Origin of the sequence: Prevotella sp. AM34-19LB (assembly GCF_003468525.1) — a bacterium.
Lineage (GTDB): Bacteria > Bacteroidota > Bacteroidia > Bacteroidales > Bacteroidaceae > Prevotella.
The window spans coordinates 1-22070 of sequence record NZ_QSIG01000016.1 but is presented as its reverse complement, the minus strand read 5'-3'; the positions used below and the strand labels follow the sequence as shown (position 1 = coordinate 22070).

Sequence of the window (22070 nt, the reverse complement as noted above, 5' to 3'; positions counted from 1 at the left end):
GAGTGATTCCTATTTCTTTTATGGGTTGAGTTTTCTTTATATTCTTATCTCAATGGGTTTATACTTCCTTCAATACGGTTTCCAATCTTCCGATGAAGTCATCCACATTCTCCTTGGTCAATACCAATGGAGGGAGGATACGGAGGATATTTGTTCCAGCGCAACCGGTGAAGCAGTGCTGCTCGTGGATGAGCTTGCTGCGAACTTCCTTATGAGGAATATCGAGTACGGCACCTACCATCAAACCACGGCCACGAACTTCTGTGATATGGCTGTTGCGCTTCTGCAATTCCTTCAGCTGGGCGATGAGGTATTCACCAACCTCATGCGCATTCTCTACCAGGTTCTCCTTCTCGAAAACATCGAGAACGGCGAGAGCTGCTGTACATGCCAGATGGTTGCCACCGAAGGTAGTACCCAGCTGACCATATACAGGAGTAAACTCTGGAGAAATCAACACGCCACCCATAGGGAAACCATTACCGATACCCTTGGCTACGGTGATGAGATCTGGCTTGATGCCCAACCACTGGTGAGCGAAGAACTTACCGCTTCTGCCATAACCGCACTGGATTTCATCGCAAATCAGGAAAGTGCCGTATTTCTTGCAGGCTGCCTGCAAGCCCTGAGCAAACTCAGGAGTTACCATGTTGCAGCCACCTACGCCCTGAATAGCCTCGATGATACAAGCACAGACATCGCCCTTGGCAAGTTCCTTCTCCCAAGCCTCCAAATCGTTGATAGGAAGATAGGTTACGTGACCATTATCATTGATAGGTGCGATAATCTTTGGATTATTTGTTACCTCTACGGCAAGGGATGTTCTGCCGTGGAATGCTTTTTCTAAAGAGAGCACACGGGTTCTGCCGTTGGTGAAAGAAGCCAACTTCAGGGCATTCTCGTTTGCCTCGGCACCCGAGTTGATGAGGAAGAACTGGTAATCCTCATAACCGCTAGCCTTGCCCAGACGCTCAGCGAGTTTCACCTGCAACTTGTTGATGACAGAGTTGGAATAGAAACCCAGGTTGTTCAACTGATTGGTGAGCATCTCCACATAGTGAGGATGGCAATGACCGATGCTGATAACGGCATGACCGCCATAGAGGTCGAGATATTCCTGACCTTTGTCGTCCCATACCTTGCAGCCCTGTCCTTTTACAATGTTAATATCGAAAAGAGGATATACGTCGTATAAATTCATATTGTTTTCTTATTTTATATGTGATTGAAGAATTTATATATGATAGAAGAACGAATGATTTTTCATCCGTTCTTCCGAATTCTTTTATCTAAAATGCTGATGGCTTGAGTTTTAAACCTGCAGTCTGGTCGAGACCAAACATGATGTTCATGTTCTGTACAGCCTGACCTACGGCACCCTTCAGAAGGTTATCGATGCAGGAAGTGATGAGGAGTTTATCGCCATACTTATCCACATGAACCAGGCACTTGTTGGTATTCACCACCTGCTTCAGGTCGATAGCCTTATCCACATAGTGGGTGAACTTGGCATTCTTGTAGAACTCCTTGTAACCTGCCACGATTTCTTCGATAGGCTTATCGGTCTTCACCACTTCAGTAGCGAAGATGCCGCGGGCGAAATCGCCACGGTAAGGGATGAAGTCGATGGCTGCATCGAGATAACCCTGTGTCTGCTTCAGACTCTCACGAATCTCTGGCACGTGCTGATGGTTGAAAGCCTTGTAGATGCTCATGTTGTTGTTGCGCCATGAGAAATGGGTAGTGGTACCTGGCTTCTGACCAGCACCTGTACTACCGGTAATGGCATTGACAGATACATCGCTGTTGATGAGGCCCATCTTAGCAGCAGGCAACAAACCAAGTTGAATGCAAGTTGCAAAACAACCTGGGTTTGCCACGTGCTGAGCTACGGCTATTTTTGATTCATTTATTTCTGGAAGACCATATACAAAATCGTGAGCGGCTGGGGTTGGCTGCTGGGTAGCAACCACAGTCTCAGGGGCAAGACGGAAGTCTTGTGCCAAATCGATAATCTTCACGTTCTCCGGAACATTGTGCTCCTTCAGGAACGCCTCGCTCTTGCCGTGACCGAAGCAGAAGAAGATGACATCCACCTGGTCGAAAGGCATCTCGGCGGTAAACTTCAAATCAGTCTCGCCATACAATCCCTCGTGAACCTCAGCCACCAGGTTGCCGGCGTTACTCTCGCTATTGGCGAATACAATCTCTGCCTCTGGATGGTTGATGAGGAGGCGAATCAACTCGCCTCCTGTATAACCAGCTGCTCCTAAAATACCAACTTTTACCATCATTATCTTTCCTCGTTAGGTGCATACCATAATAAACACGGAGTGGGGTAGAGCTTACCTTGATGAAGCCCTTCGCATCCTCGGCTGTCCAACCGTGCTGCATCTCACCATACTCACCGAGCTTAGACTTGGTCAAATCGTCTGGTGAATCGATTCCTACAGTCTGGAAACTGTATGGACGAAGCTTCAGGATAGCAGTACCGTTGACGTTGCGCTGAGAAGAAGTCAGCATTGCCTCGATATCCGGCATCACTGGCTCCAGGTACTGGCTCTCGTGGAGGAACATTCCGTACCAGTTGCCTACCTGATCCTTCCAGTACTGCTGCCACTTGCTCAATGTGCTCTTTTCCAACAGGCGGTGAGCTCGATGATGAGCTTAGGAGCTGCAGCCTCGAAAGCTACACGACCCTTGATACCGATGATGGTATCACCCACGTTGCAGTCGCGACCGATGGCGTAAGAAGCACCAATCTCCTCAATCTTCTGGATGGCAGCCACCTTATCATCAAACTTCTCGCCGTTGACAGCTACAATCTCACCTTTCTCGAAGGTAATCTTCAGCTCAGCCTCTTCTTCCTTGGCTGTAACGTGCTTCAGGTAAGCCTCCTCTGGGAGACCCTGGGTTGGGTCGAGAATCTCACCACCGCAGATACTGGTTCCCCAGATACCTACGTTATAAGAATACTTCAACTTGGTGAAGTCTGCATAGAAACCATGCTCGTTCAGGTAATCAACCTCCTCCTTACGAGAAAGTGCCTTGTCACGTGTCAAGGTGATGATCTCTACACCAGGAGCCATCACCAGGAAGGTCATGTCGAAACGAATCTGGTCGTTGCCGGCACCTGTACTTCCGTGAGCGATGGCATCAGCACCAATCTCCTTGGCGTAGCGTGCGATGGCGATAGCCTGGAAGATACGCTCTGAAGATACAGAGATAGGGTAGCAGTTGTTGCGGAGCACATTACCGAAAATCATGTATTTCAATGATTTCTCGTAATACTCGTGGGTAACGTCGAGAGTGACGTATGCCTTTGCACCCAACTTATATGCGTTCTCCTCGTTGGTCTTCAACTGCTCGGCAGAGAAACCACCAGTGTTAGCGCATGCTGCATAAACATCCCAGCCTTCCTGGGTCAACTTCATTACTGTGTATGATGTATCGAGACCGCCGCTGAAAGCGACTACAACTTTCTTGTTTGCCATTTTATTTTATGTTTAATATGTGGTGAATAATGTTTAGATGGCATTCTTGCCAACACCTTATTATATATAAGGATTTAAATTTCTGCAGATGGACCGTCAATCTTGCGGATTCTCTCAATCACTTCCTGAGGAAGCTTGATAGGCAGATGTTCTTCTGGGTCGAAGAGCATGGCGGTGCAGATGCAGTATTTGCGGTTGGTGCGATGGAGCACATCTACGTTGATGCAACCCTCGCAACCACGCCAGAATGACTCATCATCGGTCAGGTCGGCGAAAGTAACTGGAAGATAACCCAACTGGGTGTTCATCTTCATGACAGCCGAACCGGATGTCAAAGAGAAAATCTTGGCATGAGGCCATCGCTGTCGGGCGAGCGTGAAGGTCAGGTTCTTGATGCGTTTAGCCAGTCCCAAACCACGGAAGTCTGGGTGGACGATCAAACCTGATGTGGTGACATAGTGCTTGTTGCCCCATGTTTCGATGTAGCTGAAACCTGCGAACTTCTCGCCCTGGAGAGCGATGACCGCCTTGGCTTCGCGCATCTTGGTGGCAACATACTCTGGTGAACGCTTGGCGATACCAGAACCACGCTTCTTTGCAGCTTCTGCAATTGTAGTCAGAATGGTGTCGATGTACTTGATGTGACTTTCGTCAGCCACCATTACTTTAACTTCTTCCATTTTCTCTTTATATTTTGAATGTTCTTATTTGTAATCTGTTGTTATAATACCTGTCAACCATCAATTAATATCTATGATTGAGCTCCGGAATCACTTCCGACAAGATGTCAATGATTTCCTCTTCTGTAGTACCCTTCTTCTTGACCAGGAAGATGGTGTCATCTCCTGCGATGGTTCCAAGGATTTGAGGAATATCGCTGTTGTCGATGTTGTAGGCGATACTGCTCGCATATCCCGGACGTGTCTTGATAACTACCATGTTGCCTGAGAAATTGATGGATTGAAATCCTGTACTCAGTCCCATCTTGCTGATGGACATAGGGTGAGTGACACGTTTGTAGAGTGCATCATTGGGTAAGACGTATGCGTATTTTCCGCTGGATGAAGCAGCCTTGGCTACCTTGAGCAGCTTGAGGTCGCGGCTCAATGTGGCTTGCGTTATCTCAAATCCTTCTTTGTGCAAAGCTTGCAAGAGTTGTTCCTGCGAACTTAGCTCTTGGCTAGAGATAAGCATCTTTAATGCTTCTAATCTGTTGTTCTTTACTTTCATACGCTGTATTTTTATTCGTTTGTGGTTGCAAAATTACAATAAATATATGAAAACGCCAAGAAAATACGTATAAAAATTGCATATTTACGATAAATTGTTGTAGAATGACAGAAATATGCAGGAAATATGCGGCATAAATATGCATACGGCTTGTCTGGAATACTGTGTCGAATAGGTTTGGTTTGTTTCCTGGTGTTTCCTTTGGCATTATATATACGTTTGAAATCATAGTAAAAGTGGGTTAGCAGGAATAAAAAAGGGATTTTTTATTGTTGAAACTTATATTTTTTACTAAAAAGCTTGCATTTATTGTTTTTTTTGTTTATTTTTGCCGAAACAAATCTTTAAGCCGATGAATAAATTAACGCTAAACTTATTGATTTTACTAGCCATACCCTGTATTGTCTATGGGCGTAATTTCAATGTGATGGATTTCGGTGCTCGAGGTAACGGAATCAGTGATGACGCAATCGCCATTCAGAAAGCTGTGGATGCTTGTACGAATGCCGGAGGGGGAGATGTGGTCTTTTCCGCCAATCATACTTTCCTGTCAGGACCTGTACAGTTGAAATCGAATGTGAACATCGTTCTGGAAACCAATTCCGTCTGGAAAGCCAATCCCGATGAAAGTATCTACCATCTCAGTGCCTTCGGTAAGAATGAGGGTGAGGGTATGATGTGGATATGGGCGAAGGATGTGGAGAATCTTTCGTTCTCGGGTCATGGTACGATTCATGGCAATGGTATCAAGTTTATGGGTGCTGAACTTTTTGATAGTTACGAGCTCAAGCCGGTCACTACTTTCGATCCCCGCCCGCACGTGCTTACCCTGATGGGAGTCAGGAATCTCAATATCCGTGATATTACCATTCGGGAAGGTGCTTACTGGACGGTACATCTCATTGGATGTGATGGGGCTGTGATTGATGGCATCAATCTGCTCAACAATCTCAAGATTCGTAATGGTGATGGCATTGATATCGATCATAGCAAGAATGTGCGCATTGCCAATTGTCATATCACCAGTGGCGATGACGCCATCTGCCTGAAAAACCGCCGTGAGTTTGAAGAATATGGTTCTTGTCACGACATCGTGGTAACGAATTGTGTGATGGAAAGTCGCAGCTGTACCGTGAAGATTGGCAGCGAGAATATGGATTCCATCTATAATGTGGTTATCGACAATTGCGTGATCAAAGGTAGCAACCGTGGTCTTGGTATTCAAAATCGTGATGAGGGAACCGTGAGCAATGTGGTTTTCTCTAATATCATTCTGGATTGCCAGCTGTGGAGCGATGTATGGTGGGGCAAGGCAGAACCTATTTATGTAACTTCTTACCCTCGTGCCAATGGAAATCACAAGGATGCCAACTGGCGTTTTCCTAAGGGGCAGACTGTAGGAAGATGTGGCGAGGTGAGCCATATCTACTTTAATCATATTTATGCCACTTCAGAAAACGGATGCTTTATCGGCGGAGATACCCGGGATAAAGTAAACAATATCTATTTCAACAATGTACATCTCAACTTGAAGAAACTGACAGGCTATGATGGCGGCATGTATGACAAGCGCCCATGTCGTGGCGAGGGCTTTATATATAATAAGGTATATGGAGTCTATGTAGAAAATGCCAGGAACGTAGAGTTTGATGATCTGAGAGTACAAGTTGGACCGAAAGTAAATTATGGAGGAAAGACTTTCGGAATAGACGACTAAGAAAACAGTCTTTTCATAAAATTGAAACTAAAATCTTAAACAGGTGTAATAAGGTAGTACTACCTTTGCATCCGATTATTTATAACAAAATCTAATAAGTTATGCAAATAGTACAAAAGACAAATGGAAGAAGCATGAAAAGAGTATTGTTTTCTTCCGCCCTTCTGCTGGTGAGTACACTCACATTTGCACAAAGTAAGGTCAGCGGCACCGTGAAGGATGCCAATGGAGAACCTCTTATAGGCGTAAGCGTCATGGAGGTAGGTACTAACAATGGTGCGGTTACCGATATAAATGGTAACTATACCTTGAATGTGAAGCCGGGAGCGAAGCTGAAGCTCTCTTACATAGGATTTACACCGCAGACGGTAAAGGCTGGCTCTAACAGCCAGATTGTTATGCAGGAAGATAATACGGCCTTGAATGAGGTCGTAGTTGTAGGTTATGGTACGATGCGCCGTAAGGATGTTACTTCTTCCATCACAACCGTAAAGGCTGAGGATTTGAACCGTGGCGTGTTCACCGATCCTGGTCAGATGCTTCAGGGTAAGGTTCCGGGTTTGGTGGTTTCTTCTACTGCCGATCCTAACGGTTCTCCTACTATTACCCTTCGTGGTGCTTCTACTCTCCGTACGGGTGCCATGTCACCTTACTATGTAGTGGATGGAATCCCTGGAGTTGATATTTCTATTGTGTCTCCAGAAGATATCGAGTCTATTGACGTGCTTCGTGATGCTACGGCAACAGCCATCTATGGTTCTAAGGCTGCCAATGGTGTAATCATCATTACCACCAAGAAGGGTTCTAAGGAAAGAACCAATGTAACCTATAATGGCTATGTAGCTATTGACAATATACTGAAGAAATATGATGTGTGTACAGCTGATGACTTGCGTCAGTATGCAAAGGACAACAATATAACTCTCAAGGATGGTGGTGCCAATACGGATTGGCAAGACGAGGTGCTTCGTACTGGTATCAGTCATAATCATAATGTAAACATTAGTGGTGGCAATGGTTCTACTAGTTATATGATAAGTGGCGATCTCAGAAAGCGTGAGGGTGTCATCAAGATGACAGGCTTTGACCGTTTCAATGTCCGTTCTCTTGTATCAACCAAGACATTGAAAGACCACCTTACGATTTCTATAGGTGCGAATATGATGTATGGCAAACACTTTGGCGTACCATCTGGCAATGAGGGCGCATCTGTGCTTGATGCCATGAACTATTATTCTCCTACTAATGCAGTGAAGAATACGGATGGAACATGGACTGTAGGCTCTGGCTCCAAGAACTATAACCCTCTTGCATTGATGGAGGAAAATAAGTCTGAGACAGTATGGAACGTAACCAGTTTGTTGGAAAGACAGCACTTGAACTCTGGAAAGGATTGGTCTGGAATGTCAACTATTCTTGGAGTAATTATCAAAGTACTTATAGTGCCTATAATACCCGTAACTCTCAGTTAGAGGGTATTGGTAACAAGAATGGTCAGGCAACCCGTAACACCTATTTTGGTCGTGAACAGACTTTTGAGACTTATCTGAACTACAACTTTAAGGCCGGTAAGAACAAGGTTGACCTGATGGCTGGTTATTCTTGGGAAGAAAAGAAGAATAACGATGGATTCGGTCTCAGTGTTGAAGGTTACTATAATGATGATCTTGGATGGTATAATATGTCATACGCACAAACCATCTTGGGTGTTCAGAACTCCGTTCAGAGCGGCTATTTGGAGAAAGTACGTAACATCTCTTTCTACGGTCGTGTGAACTACTCTTTTGACAGTCGTTATATGCTTCAGGCAACCATTCGTCGTGACGGTTCTTCGGTATTCGGCAAGAACAATCGTTGGGGAACTTTCCCATCTGTATCTGCTGCCTGGAATATCACTGAGGAGAAATTTATGCAAAACCAGCATATCTTCGATAACTTGAAACTTCGTGCGGGTTATGGTATTTCTGGTAATGCCATGGGCTTCGATGTGTATTCTTCTTATAATACGTATGGTGCTTCTGGTACATTCGTATATGATGGTAAGACTTATCGCACATACGGTGCAACCAAGAATGCAAACCCTGATTTGAAGTGGGAGTCAACAGGTATGTTGAACATTGGTCTCGACTTCGCATTCTTGAAGGGACGTCTAAATGGTACTGTAGAAGTTTATCATAAGAAGACCAAGGACTTGATTTGGAGCTATCCTGTTTCTACGACTCAGTACATATATGGTTGGATGGATGCCAATGTGGGTGAGATGACCAATAAGGGTATTGAGTTCACATTGAATGCGGTGCCTGTTCGTACCAAGAATTTCATGTGGAGTACTACCCTTAATCTCTCTCATAACAAGAATACTGTCGATAAGATGCAGAATGAGACATTCCATACTACTAATCTCACCCAAGGTGACCCAATGGTAGCTGGTGTTTCTGCTGATGGTTGGACACAGAGAATTATGGAGGGCGAACCTATTGGTACATTCTATACATATCAGTATGCTGGAACTGTAAATGGTCGCTCAGAGTACTACGTTCTTGACGAAAATGGTAATCGTACAGGCGAAACCACCAACAATCCAAGTTTGAAAGACCGTTCTATAACTGGTTGTGCGCAACCTAAGCTCAATGCAGGTTGGAACAATACGCTTACTTATAAGAACTGGAGTCTGAACGCATTTATCACAGGTGTGTTCGGTAATGACGTTTATAATAGTCCTCGCGCTCACTATACGGCTGCTCAAATGTTCTCAGATGGTAAGAACGTATTGAAAGAATTCCTTTCTAATCCTGTTGGTGATGCTTCAAGCTCACTTCCTTCGGACCGTTATATAGAGAAAGGATCTTACGTTCGTCTTCAGACGCTCTCTTTGAGTTACACATTCCGTAATTGCTTTAATGACTGGATTCAGGACTTGACTCTTTACGGAACTGCCAACAATCTCTTTACGATTACTAGTTACAAGGGACTTGACCCAGAGGTAAACATGGGTGGCATTGATCCTGGTATCGATTACCGTTGGAGCCGTTATCCACATACACGTACCTTCATGGTAGGTGTGAAGATTAATTTCGGTGGAAGCAAGAAGAAATAGGCTGCGCCACAGTATATCGACCTAAAGTAATAACATTTAATCAGATTACAGAATATGAAACTAAATAGATTGTTTATTTCAGCTGGATTGTTTGCCATGGCACTTACCGGCTGTACGGACTTGGACATGAGTCCAAACTCGCAATATACTGAGGATCCTAGTCAAAACTCAGGAGTTGATCCGATGATTGTTGTGGAGGCAAAAATGGCGGATGTATATTACCATCTTGCAGGAACATTGGGTCGCCGTTATATGGAGGCGCAATGCTTGGCTTCCGATGAGTTTACTTCACTCGCTTTTGCTGGCGGTTATTATGACAGTGGTACCTATGCTCACCAAGCACTTCATTGTAGTTCTCCTAATGATGCATCTATCGGTTGGTATGATGATGTGACGGCTGGTATTACAAAGGCGAATACCATCTTGGAGGAATTGGGTAGCGGAGCTTCTGCCCAGATGAAAGCGCCAGCTCGTGCCATACGTGCTTATTATACCTGGATTTTGATGGATAATTATGGTGATACGCCTATTTTGGATAAAGTTCAGGCTGAAGGTTCTGTGGTATCTCGTTCTTCACGTAAGGAAGTTGCGGAGTGGATTGAGAGTGAGCTTAATGACATTATTCCTGTATTGACGGATGATGTTACTGAAAATTCATACGGCAAGCCTACTAAATGGATGGCAGAGGCTCTTCTTGCCAAGCTATATATCAACTGGCCTGTTTATACGGCGGAGTCGGTTGACCAATATGATGCAGCAACTGCTGCAAATCCAAAGTTGGATGCTTGTATTGCTGCTTGCGATGATATTATCAATAGTGGTAAGTTCAATTTGGGTTCTGTTGACTATCTTCATAAGTTCTCATACGACAATGGCTGGAAGGTGGAAGACTTCATATATGCAATACCATATGATGCCATCAACCGTCAGGGTATGCAGTATGCTCGTCCTCGTACATTCAAGGATATGAAAAATTTGTTGCCAAATGTCTATGGTTCAACAGATAAGTTTACTCAGTCGTTTGGTGGTAACATGGTAGTCACTCCTGAGTTTGCCAAATTGTTCTCTCTGGATGGGGATATTCGTAATCTCTGCATTCTTCGTGGTGATGTCTATGTTCGTGACCCAAAGACTTTACGTCCTACAACTGAACCTTTTATGTATAAAGGCAACCAGGTACATTTTACGGAAGACATCACTCTTGCTAAGAAAGATAACACCATCGAAGTTGGCAATGACGCTAATGCTTATCAGCAGGGTTGTCACTCCATCAAGTGGTTTACGACTCCCGCTGACTATAATAATGGTCGTAACCAGTCTAATGACCTGCCAATCTTCCGTTATGCCGACATTCTTCTTATGAAGGCTGAGGCTCTTACTCGTCAGGGTAGTAGTGGTGCAAAAGCTCTCTTCAATCAGATTCGTTCATATGCAGGTGCTCCAACGATAGCTAACGAACCTACCTTGCAGGAAATCTATGATGAGCGTGGTCGTGAATTCTTTGATGAGAACTGGCGTCGTAACGATATGATTCGTTTCGGTCATTATGAGGATGAGTTCTTCCCTCATTATAAGGACTTCCCAGATGCAAACTTCGACAAGCGTCATCGCATCTTCCCAGTGCCACAAAACACAATCAATTTGAATGGTTGGGAGCAGAATCCTGGATATTAATCGATTGAATGATGATAAATGGGGAGTGGCGGGTTCTGCCACTCTCTTTTTTCTAATTGTTAGATGAAGTTTGTTTCATTTTGATAAAACTGTTTGATTATGAGAAGAAATCTATTGTTGTTATTACTGTGGTTGGCAGGCTTGCTAACTGTAGATGCTCAAACATTGAGCCGTAAAGAGGTCGAGACCTACGTGATTAATCAATATGGAAAAAGATGGAAAGACATTGCGCTTTATCTTGGCGAAAAAGATACGTTGGACAAGGACAATGCTTTGACGTTTGAGAAAACAATCTCGGTGCGAGGCAAGAGTAAAAATGAACTCTTTGTCGATTTGAATTATTGGTTTCTGAAAACCTTTAGCAATGCTAGTTCATCGATAGAGATGGCAGACAAGGAATTGGGGGTTATCATGGCAAAGGGTTATTTGCCTGGCATTGCTTATCACTCGGGTGGTTATTCCTCTTATTGTGTCAATATTCGCCCTCTTGTGCGTTGCGACATCAAAGATGAACAGGTCAAACTGACGATAGTCGTTCCAAACTATGAGGTGACGAAAGTTGATGATGGTATTTGGAGTGCCATGCTGGATGAGGATTTCGACAAGCATCCCCCATATACTGTGAACGAAACATGGTCGCTGAATGATTGTTTCCCTTTTGCGAAGAAAGATGGAACCAAGAAAACTTCCAGCAAGGCATTGGTGATGAGTCATGGATATGTGGAGGTCTTGATGAATCGCATTCAAATGGCATTATAGCTGCGCCAAAATGTGGTAAATTTGAAGATTTTGGCGCGCTTATTAATAAAACGTATGAAGAGAAGCGTATTCTTAGCTATATTTTTGCCATTGGCTTCTTGATGACAATGGCGCAGGATTTTTCCCGATACGTAGATCCACGTATCGGAAGTGAGGGATTGGGTAGAACTTTCCCCGGACCTTGTATGCCATACGGTATGGCGAAGCCTGGACCGGATGCCGTGTCTATGCCGAATGCAGGATGGGCTCCGATGCCTGAACCTCTCAAGGGATTCTCGCAGATGCATGTCAGCGGAACCGGGGGTGGACAGAAGTATGGCAATATCCTGATTCAGCCTTTCCTGCATGCTGGGGAAATCATCCAGAAACGTGTGGATGAGAAGATTGCCTTGGGATATTATGCCTGTACTTTTGAGAATGGAATCCGGACGGAGATTACCGCCTCGGAACGTTGTGCCTTCTATCGCCTGGATTATGGTAGGAAACAGAAGGGAAAACTCCTGATAGATGTGGCTACCTTTCTGGGTATAGATACGATTCCAGATAAGCGCGAAACTCAGCAGTATGTGGATTCGTATGTTACTTGTGATGGAAAATATGCCGTCTCAGGATGGAGTACTGTAAGGGGTGGCTGGAACAATGGCGGCCCTTATACCGTATATTTCTATTTGCAGAGTGATGTGTCTTTATCTAATTGCGATACGCCTTTATCTAATAGCGATGTCCCTTTAGCTAATGGCGAAGCGCCTCTATATAATAAGGTGAAGGAATCAAAGACAAGATTGGCTGTTGCCTTCTCGAAAAGTACCGTCAATCTGAAGGTCGGTATTTCGCATATCAGTATCGCCCATGCCAGGCGGAATATTCCGTCATGTGGCTTTGATACCCAGTTGAAGAATGTGAGGAAAACCTGGAACGGAAAGTTGGGAAAGATAGAAATCGCAGGAACCGAAAAGCAGAAGCGGATGTTTTATACTGCCATTTATCATACGATGCTGATGCCTGTGGATAAGTCGGGTGAAAATCCTCATTTCTCCGCTACGCCTTATTATGACGATTACTATGCCATCTGGGATACTTACCGTACTTCCATGCCTTTGCTTACCTTGATAGAGGAACCCCAGCAGCGTGATATGGTCAATTCCCTGCTTAATATCTATAAGCATGACGGTTATATGCCTGATGCTAGAAGCGGCAACTGGAACGGCAGAACGCAGGGTGGCAGCAATGCGGATATAGTCATAGCCGATGCCTTTGCCAAAGGAATGAAGGGTATCGATTATGAACTGGCGCTGAAAGCAATGATTAAGGATGCCGAAGTGCCGCCAACGGATGATGATGGCTTTGTGGGCAGTGTGCCTGAGGAAAAGCATGGCAGAGGGGGATTGATGGAATATAATACTCTGGGCTATATTCCGTATGGAATAGACCGTGCCGGCAATCGTACCGTGGAGTATAGCTATGATGACTGGTGTATTGCCCAGGTGGCAAAAGGACTGGGCTTTCCGGAACTCTACGATAAGTATATGAAGCGTTCGCATAACTGGCGCAACCTCTGGCGTTCTGATTATGAATGGCAGGGGATGAAGGGATTTATCATGCCGAGAGATGCGGATGGCAGATGGCTCGATTCTGTGCCTTGGGGCAAGTCGAAGGTCTATCATCCTGTGATTCCTTATCATCCGGATACCAAGGTGGCACCCTGGTATCTTCCATGGTGGTCAACCTTCTTCTATGAGGCTTTGTCGGCAGAATATAGTCTCAGTATTCCGCACGATGTTCCGGGACTGATTGAGGTTTGTGGAGGAAAGGATGCTTTCATCCGACGGTTGGACACCTTCTTCGCCAATGGTCATTTCAATGTGGCGAATGAACCGAGCTTCATGACTCCTTACCTGTATCATTGGGTAGAACGCCCGGACTTGAGCATTCAGCGAATCCAGCAGATCGTGAACGATAACTATGATGATTCTCCTGGCGGTTTGCCGGGTAATGATGATGGGGGCGCAATGTCGTCCTGGCTCGTTTTCAATATGCTGGGATTCTATCCGGTAGCCGGTCAGAATCTCTATATCGTAGGTTCGCCGATGATTCCTGAATACACCATCCATCTATCCAATGGTAAGGACTTGAAGGTGGTGAGAGAAGGAGGGCAATGGAGGCAGATGTTCATAACTCATGATGTGTTGATAAATGGTGGAAAACTTGTTCTTCCTGATTTTAAAACTGAGGAAAAGGGTGTTGATAAAGCGCAGAAACAGCTGATAATGAAAGGAAAAGAGAAATCCACAGTTTTTGCACAGCCTGTGGATAAGTATTTGATAACTATTCCTGCACAGTATGTGGCTCGCTTCATTCTCAACCGACAGTACCGTAACTGGGAGGTAGGAATAGATTCTACGAGTATGGCTGATACGCTTATACTGAAATGTAATCAATCTCTCTATCTGATTCCTGGCAAGGTGGTGGATGAGGCTGATGGCTTCTGTTGGGATAGTCCGCAGAAAGGAAGGAATCTCTATGTGTGCGATATGAGTTCCAACAAGGGTATGCGCGACGGTACCTTCCTGTTTATCTCCCGAAAGGCACTGCATCAGCTTCAGGCAAACGGATCCTTTGTCTATAATGGGATTTTATGGCGGAAAATATCAGCAGATGAAAAGAGCATCACCGTCAAGGCTGAACAGGATGGAACTATGATGCAGATTGCAGTGAACCTCGGTCTCCCTTGGGTGCTGCGTATGGATGGAAATCCTTTAGGTATTGATTGGAGGTTGGAAAAACAATAATTTGGAGTATTCTCCGTTTCATTATTATATGAACAGAAAGATAACATTATTATATATCTCTTTGGCTTGCGTGCTATCTATGCAAGCTCAGACCCGCCAGCAGATGGGTGGCGTCTATTATGCTTATCCGGAAGGTCCTTCTGCCAAGACTGGAACTTTTGGTGCGGCTACTTATGTTATGTCTGATTCTCTGAATGTTCCTCAGGGATATGCACCCTTTTATATCAGCCATTACGGTCGCCATGGTTCCCGTTGGATGCCGAAGGATGACCGGTATGTCTGGATCTGCAAGCATTTTGAAGATGAGAGTAATCTCACTCCACTGGGTTTGCAGGTGAAGGGAATGTTGCTGCGTGTATGGGAAAATGCCAGAGGTAACGGTGGAAAACTGAGCAAGCTTGGTGCTCTTCAGCATCAGGGCATCGCTCATCGTATGTTTGAGCGTTATCCGCATATCTTTGCTGCGGGCAATGCGGTAAAGGCTCGTTCCAGTGTGGTGGATCGATGCGCCAAGAGTATGCAGGCTTTTACTTCGGAATTGCATACCCTTCAGCCAGGCTTGAATCTGGATGTCAAGACCGATTCTGCCGATATGGCTTGGATAGCGTATGTCTCTCCCGAAGTGAAGGCTTTGGAGAATCGTACCCATGTGCAGGCTCAGGTTTCACCTCGCCGTTTCCTTCTTCAGTTGTTTAAGGATGTCTCTAAGGTGGATGACCCCCTGAAGCTGATGACCGAGATGCATACGGTGGCTTCTTCCATTCAGGATGTAGGCTTGAATTTCTCTTCTTATCCGCAGGATATAGAAGATGGATTGAATGCACTTTTCACCGATGATGAGTTCCGTGCTATCTATGATGCCAATAATCTTCGCATGGCCATCAACAATGGTACCGTGGCGACGAATGAGGATATTCCTGCCCGTAGTGCTATCTCCTTATGGCAGAATATCGAGGCGGAGGCAGATCGGGCTTTGCGTTCTGTCAAGTCATCGGCTACGCTTCGCTTTGGTCATGATACTGCCCTTTATCGTCTCTTGTCTCTTCTCTTCGATGTAAATGTTCCTCCGGCAGGAGCACGTGAAGAGGCAAGTCTGGTGGTTTTGGGAGATGAAATGGAAAAGATGGATCGTGTGGTTCCGATGGCTGCCAATCTCCAGATGATATTCTATAAGAATGCGAAGGATAGCGTGCTGGTGAAGTTTATGCTCAATGAGCGGGATGTTATGCTTTCTCCCGTAGGTCAGGTGATCTATGGTACGCATTACTATTCCTGGAATGCCTGGAAGCAGGAAATGCATGAGCGGATCCATCGGTTGGAACATATCCGCCAGCTCAATGCCATCAATACGATGGTGGGTACGGCACAGGCAAATACCCAGACTGCCGGCATGTTCGGAAAGGGGAGTGAGGAACATGGGCAGACCATCCCTGCTGTTCTCGTTCCGAATGGTCAGAACTTCTGGACTCCTCAGACACAGGATACAGAACAGAAATGTATCGCACCTTATTATTATAAGGATACACATCTGCAGGGCTTCCGCTGCAGCCACTGGCTGGTGGGCGGATGTACGCAGGATTATGGCTCTTTCACGGTGGCAGCGCTTGGTGGAAAGCTCCGCCTTCAGCCAGAACAGAGAGCTACGGCATTCAGTCATGAAGATGAAGTCTCTCATCCTCACTACTATGCTGTCCGCCTGAAGGATGAACATCTGAAGGCAGAGATGACAGCCTTGAGTCATACCTCCTTTCTCCGTGTTACTCCGGAGCAGGATGAGCTGGTTCATCTTGTCATCAATCCGAACAGCGATGAAGGACAGGGATACATCGAGATTGATACCATCAACCATATAGTCTATGGTTATAATCCGGTGCATCGCATCTATCAGGGATGGGGAAAACCGGCTGGTTTCTCCGGACATTTCGTCTTGGCTTACGATGAGAAGGACCTGGTGGATTACGGTGTTTTCGAGGGCGACAGGAAGATGGTAAGGGGATTGAAGGTGCAGGGCAAACCTCGCATTGGCGCCTGGCTCACCTTCCGTGGCAGATCGGGTAAGGCGATGGAGTGGATGTCGGGTACATCCTTTACATCCCGCGACAATGCGGTGGAGAATCTCAATGCTGAAAACTATATGTATGGCGGATTGGATTTCAACAGCATGATGGAGTATGCTGCCGGAATCTGGTGCGACCGACTTCATACCATTGATGTGGAAAGCAAGGATGCTGGCAAGGTCAACCAGTTTTATGGTGCTCTCTACCGTGCATCCTTCCTCCCTCATGAGATGAGTGATGTGAATGGCGATTATCCGGAGTTTTCTACAGGTACCGTGAAGATGGGCAATGCTACCCTGAGTTCCAAGGGATATGCCGTTCCTGCCTATTCTTATCTCCGCAAGTATGGCGATTTCTCCATGTGGGACATCTATCGTGCAGAGTTGCCGCTCTATAGTCTCATCACTCCGAAGATGTCGGGCGAGATGATGCAGTCTCTGGTTCAGATGTACAAGGAGGGTGGCTGGATGCCTATCTTCCCATGCTGGAACAGTTATACGGCAGCGATGATTGGCGATCATTCGGGTGCGGCTCTTGCCGATGCGTATGTCAAGGGCATTCGCAATTTTGATGCAGCCAAGGCTTACGAGGGAATGCGTCTCAACGCTTTCTCTACTCCTTATCTGGCGAAGGATTATCGGGATGGAAAGGGCCGCCGTGCCATCCGGTCGTATATGGATAATGGCTATATTCCGTTGGAGGATATGGTGGAGGAAGCCTTTCATACCAACGAGCAGACTTCCCGTACCCTGGAATATGCCTACGATGATTATGCCGTGGCACAGATGGCGAAGGCTCTGCATGATTCCTGTCAGGATGCCGCTCTGCGCCAGAAGTATCTGGAGGATTACAACGATCTGATGCGCCGTTCCGAGAACTGGCGCAATGTCATCAATCCTGCTACAGGATGGGCGGATGGCAGATACGAGAATGGCAAGTGGGAGAATAATGAAGACCTGGTGCATCGCAAGAGTTACATCACCGAGGGTGCTACCTGTCATTATACCTGGTATGTTCCGCAGAACCCGGAAGGTCTGTTCGAGGTAATCAGAAACAGCAAACCGATGGATAAGCAGGAAAAACAGATAGAAAAGGCGGAAAAAAAGATGGAGAAGAAGGGCGAGATTCCTGTTCGCAACGAGAAGGTGATAGCCCGACTGGACAAGATGTTTGATAACGGATGGTACTGGCATGGTAATGAGCCTTGTCATCAGATAGCCTATCTTTACGACGCTGCCGGGGCTCCAGAAAAAACGCAGGAGCGGGTGCATCATATTCTCCAGACTGAATATAATGACACCCCGGGCGGATTGTCGGGAAATGATGATGCAGGACAGATGTCGGCGTGGTATGTGTTCTCGTCTATCGGATTCTATCCTGTATGTCCGGGTACACCTTATTATTATATAGGTACGCCAAGCTTTGACAAGGTTACGCTGAATCTGGAAAACGGCAGGAAGTTCATTCTTTCTGCTGATCGCCAGCACATGGATGATTATCTCATCCAGTCGGTAACCCTCAATGGGAAGCCTTTGGGTGATTATCGCCTCTCTCATCAGCAGATATTGAGTGGTGGAGAATTGCATTTCCAGATGAAATAACCCATTCTGCCGGACCTATTATACTGAAATGATAAATGATAAGTAACTTATGGATGCAATAACTGGATTCGTTTATGGCATGAGCATGATGTTTTTTTCCATGATGGCATGGATGTTCTGGCGCAAGGGCAGTGACAGGCTCTTTCGCCTCATCATGATCTTGATGCTGATAGTAGATGCACAGTGCCTGAAGGATATTCTATTCTTCTATTTCATCGGCTTCGACACCGAGGAAAACTGGTTCCTCATATCAGCTGCCGATATGTTTATCATACCATTCTATAGCTTTGTGCTGATGGAATTGGTGAAGCCGGGATGGACTACCTGGCGTAAGGCGGTGATGCTGGAATTGCCATTTGTGGTGCTTCCTGCCATTTATTGTGTAACTGGCAACAATATCTATTTCTACATTCTTACGGTGTGGGGAGCTGTTTATGGTCTTGTCACTTTCGTCGTGATGTCCTTTCTCATCAGGCGCTACCATCGCCAGTTGAAGGAACGGTTTTCTTATCAGGAGAACATCAATCTCAAATGGCTTCTGGCTATCCTGAGCAGTTGCTTCCTGATATTGATTATCTGGACGATGAGCTGCTTTGTCATCAATGTAGATTTTGATGATTTCTATATGGTGCTGTCTCTGACTATATGGATGTTTATATGCTATTTTGTCTATAAGCATGAGTCGGTTATTGATGAATTGACTGATTCTGATACCGGACCTATTGATGATGGCTTGGATGATGGAGGCGTGGCGCAAGGACTGGCGGCGACAGTACGGCAGCTTTTCGAAGAGGAGAAGATCTATCTCAATCCTAAGCTCAAGCTGTCGGATGTGGCGCGTATGGTAGGTACGAATCGTACGTATCTGAGCCGCTTCTTTAATGAAGAGAATGGGCAGACTTTCTATGATTTCGTGAATAATTATCGGGTGGAGCATGCTACCCAGCTGCTTCGCACATCCTCCTATACGGTATTGGAAGTGGCTGAGAAGTCTGGATTCAATTCTGTTTCTACTTTTCGCAGGGCTTTTGTCGCTGCACACGAATGTTCGCCTAATGAATATCGTGCGCAAATGTAAGTATCAGCTAATCAGGAGAATTGATGCTATAACTCTCCGGATTTTACGCAAAGACTTTTTGAAGAGCCGGGGTGTGAGGGAAGAATTTGTTCTTTTGGACCTATGTTTTTACCCAATGATACCCGAGATTTCGGGAAAAGTTGTATCTTTGTAGCAGAATTTTCTAGATTAGGTTTACTTATCATTTGCTTTTGATGACACAAATTAAAAAAAGGTTGGCTAACCCGAAGAGGGCAAGCCAACCTTTCTTTTGTTTATGATGATCTTAAAACTCGCTTTTTGTGTTTTAAGTGATAGTTCTCTTATTCCTTGTTGCTTCCGAAGATGCGCAGCAGGTAGAGGAAGAGGTTGATGAAGTCGAGATACAAAGTCAAGGCTCCGATGAGAGCCAGCTTCTGAGCACCCTCGCTCATATCGTACTGTGTCTGGAGCATCATCTTGATCTTCTGGCTGTCCCAGGCTGTCAGACCCACGAAGATGGCTACACCCGCATAGCTCAAGATGTATTCAAATCCTGAACTCTTCAGGAACATATTAACTACGGTGGCAATAATCAGACCAATCAGCGCCATAAAGAGAATCTTGCCGAGAGAGGTGAGATCCTTCTTGGTGGTGTATCCGTAGAAAGCCATCGCTCCGAATGTACCGGCGGTAATGAAGAAGACCTTGGCAATGCTGGTCATAGTATATACTGCAAATACCGAAGATAGCATCGCTCCATTCAGTACCGAATAGATGATGAAGAGCAGTGTGGCTGTACTCAGCGACAGACGGTTCAAGGCTCCGGTGATGATGAACACCAAGGCGAGTTCTGCAATGATGAGACCGAAGAGTAAACCGCGGCTTGTCATCAGAGTCATCAACAGGGTAGGACTGCTGGCAACGCCGTAAGCAGTAACACCGGTAATGACGAGTGCCAGTGTCATCCAAGTATAAACCTTGCGCATCAGTGCGGAGAATACACCACTTAATCCACGCTCTTTCTCGTTGACAGCGAAGCCGTTGCTTGACTGTCCGTTCTGACTATTTATCAGATTGTACATTTCTTTTTCTGTCATAATTCTAATTTCTAATTTAGTTGATTTTTTATTGTTTCTTGATGGCAAAGCTGATTATGCCACAATATAACGGTTGCAAAGATAATGCCATTTCTTGAATCTGCCATTATATCTGCTCATTATTAACATTTATTCCGTAATTTTACGGAGCCTTATTCCTCTTATTGCCTGGTTATGGCAAGATATTGCCCCTTGCCAGGGCAACTTTGTGCCAATGCCAGGCAAGAAACGATACGTCGGGAGAAAGGATTCCTCAGGACTTTCACTTCTATTCGACCACCCCTCTCGATCTATAATCAGGGCCGATTTGCTCGTAAAAATACTACTCTTGCTTTTACTCTTCACTCTTCACAAAACAGGCTGAAACCCCGATAAACACTGGGGTTGTGGGAGGTGAAGAGTGCACCGCCACTCTTCACCACTCTTCACTTATCGTAAGGCTCCGCTATTTTTTCTTCCTAGGTCTGGTCATCATTTATGTCAGGGTCTGGTCATCAATTATGCTAAGACTTGGTCATCAATTATGCTAAGACTTGGTCATCATTTATGCCAGGGCTTGGTCATCATAGATGACGGAACCTTTGCCTACCTGACATTCTTTTTCTCTAAAATGGTTTGGATGAAGAGTGGTGAAGAGTGGTGAAGAGTGGCGGTGCACTCTTCACCTCCCACAACCCCAGTGTTTATCGGGGTTTCAGCCTGTTTTGTGAAGAGTATTTTTGAAAGTAGTTCTCTATACATTTGGTAGAGAAGGCCAGAATGCATCTTCTTTTATGTGTGCTCGAATACAAATGTTCTTTCGCGCGTATATATATAATTAGGAGAAAAATGGATTTGAAACGCGAAAAGTGTCTATGAATGTTAAATTTGAAGGAAAAATGCAACTTTCTTCTCAGAAAATTTGGTGGAATGGAAAATAGTTAGTACTTTTGCACTCGCTTTTGAGAAATCAAGTATTACTCTAAGCAACAAAAGAAAGAGTTCTTTGAAAGATTTTACATAAACAGACAAGTAGTACAAGAAGCGGTTAACTTCTTAGAAATAAGAAAGTTGACTGGGTAAAAAGAAACGAACCGTCAAGAAATTGACAAGTCAGGTTTACTAAGCTTCAATAAACGAAAAGGATATTCGTCCTAAGTACAGACAACAAACACTTCGCTATGCTTTCGGGTTTAGCAAAGTAAAAATGATATTTTACAATGGAGAGTTTGATCCTGGCTCAGGATGAACGCTAGCTACAGGCTTAACACATGCAAGTCGAGGGGAAACGATAGAGAAAGCTTGCTTTTTCTAGGCGTCGACCGGCGCACGGGTGAGTAACGCGTATCCAACCTGCCCACCACTTGGGGATAACCTTGCGAAAGTAAGACTAATACCCAATGATATCTCTAGAAGACATCTGAAGGAGATTAAAGATTTATCGGTGATGGATGGGGATGCGTCTGATTAGCTTGTTGGCGGGGTAACGGCCCACCAAGGCGACGATCAGTAGGGGTTCTGAGAGGAAGGTCCCCCA

The 22070-nt window shown here is 45.3% G+C and carries 11 protein-coding genes, 1 rRNA gene and 2 pseudogenes; 8 read left to right on the top strand and 6 right to left on the bottom strand.

Annotated features, from left to right (window positions below):
* Positions 1 to 58: 58 nt before the first annotated feature.
* The 5 genes and pseudogenes from DW830_RS06605 to argR all read right to left on the bottom strand — a co-directional run bounded on the left by DW830_RS06605 (position 59) and on the right by argR (position 4724).
* The gene (locus DW830_RS06605; RefSeq protein ID WP_119249347.1) at positions 59 to 1201 is read right to left on the bottom strand and encodes an aspartate aminotransferase family protein; all 1143 of its coding nucleotides are present in this window, start codon (positions 1199 to 1201) and stop codon (positions 59 to 61) included.
* An 88-nt stretch (positions 1202 to 1289) separates the two neighbouring features.
* A complete protein-coding gene (gene argC / locus DW830_RS06600) occupies positions 1290 to 2291 on the bottom strand; it encodes an N-acetyl-gamma-glutamyl-phosphate reductase (RefSeq protein ID WP_119249346.1) in 1002 nt (333 codons plus the stop codon).
* A gap of 19 nt (positions 2292 to 2310) precedes the next feature.
* Positions 2311 to 3494, bottom strand: a pseudogene (locus DW830_RS06595) (argininosuccinate synthase); the annotation flags it as partial.
* A 74-nt stretch (positions 3495 to 3568) separates the two neighbouring features.
* Complete coding sequence (locus DW830_RS06590) at positions 3569 to 4174, bottom strand: GNAT family N-acetyltransferase (RefSeq protein WP_117662209.1); 606 nt, start codon at positions 4172 to 4174, stop codon at positions 3569 to 3571.
* Between the two features lie 64 nt (positions 4175 to 4238).
* Complete coding sequence (gene argR / locus DW830_RS06585; RefSeq protein ID WP_089544439.1) at positions 4239 to 4724, bottom strand: arginine repressor; 486 nt, start codon at positions 4722 to 4724, stop codon at positions 4239 to 4241.
* 352 nt (positions 4725 to 5076) lie between these two features.
* Between argR and DW830_RS06580 the strand changes: the two genes are divergently transcribed.
* The 7 genes and pseudogenes from DW830_RS06580 to DW830_RS06550 all read left to right on the top strand — a co-directional run bounded on the left by DW830_RS06580 (position 5077) and on the right by DW830_RS06550 (position 19496).
* The gene (locus DW830_RS06580) at positions 5077 to 6441 is read left to right on the top strand and encodes a glycoside hydrolase family 28 protein (protein ID WP_119249345.1); all 1365 of its coding nucleotides are present in this window, start codon (positions 5077 to 5079) and stop codon (positions 6439 to 6441) included.
* A gap of 101 nt (positions 6442 to 6542) precedes the next feature.
* Positions 6543 to 9538 (top strand): annotated as a pseudogene (locus DW830_RS06575) (SusC/RagA family TonB-linked outer membrane protein).
* 54 nt (positions 9539 to 9592) lie between these two features.
* Positions 9593 to 11212 carry a RagB/SusD family nutrient uptake outer membrane protein gene (locus tag DW830_RS06570; protein WP_119249344.1) on the top strand — a complete coding sequence of 540 codons (1620 nt, stop codon included), beginning with the start codon at positions 9593 to 9595 and terminating at the stop codon, positions 11210 to 11212.
* Between the two features lie 99 nt (positions 11213 to 11311).
* A complete protein-coding gene (locus DW830_RS06565) occupies positions 11312 to 11971 on the top strand; it encodes a DUF4468 domain-containing protein (RefSeq protein WP_119249343.1) in 660 nt (219 codons plus the stop codon).
* A 101-nt stretch (positions 11972 to 12072) separates the two neighbouring features.
* Positions 12073 to 14760: a GH92 family glycosyl hydrolase gene (locus DW830_RS06560; protein WP_119249342.1), complete on the top strand. Its 2688-nt coding sequence runs from the start codon at positions 12073 to 12075 to the stop codon at positions 14758 to 14760.
* 28 nt (positions 14761 to 14788) lie between these two features.
* The gene (locus DW830_RS06555) at positions 14789 to 18418 is read left to right on the top strand and encodes a GH92 family glycosyl hydrolase (protein ID WP_119249371.1); all 3630 of its coding nucleotides are present in this window, start codon (positions 14789 to 14791) and stop codon (positions 18416 to 18418) included.
* A 49-nt stretch (positions 18419 to 18467) separates the two neighbouring features.
* A complete protein-coding gene (locus DW830_RS06550; RefSeq protein WP_119249341.1) occupies positions 18468 to 19496 on the top strand; it encodes a helix-turn-helix domain-containing protein in 1029 nt (342 codons plus the stop codon).
* A gap of 302 nt (positions 19497 to 19798) precedes the next feature.
* Here the strand turns inward: DW830_RS06550 and DW830_RS06545 are convergent, their stop codons facing one another.
* Entirely contained in the window at positions 19799 to 20554 is a 756-nt protein-coding gene (locus tag DW830_RS06545) for a Bax inhibitor-1/YccA family protein (RefSeq protein WP_228112958.1), read from the bottom strand.
* 1196 nt (positions 20555 to 21750) lie between these two features.
* On the opposite strand from DW830_RS06545, the gene DW830_RS06535 reads away from it, so the two are divergent.
* Positions 21751 to 22070 (top strand): 16S ribosomal RNA (locus DW830_RS06535); the annotation flags it as partial.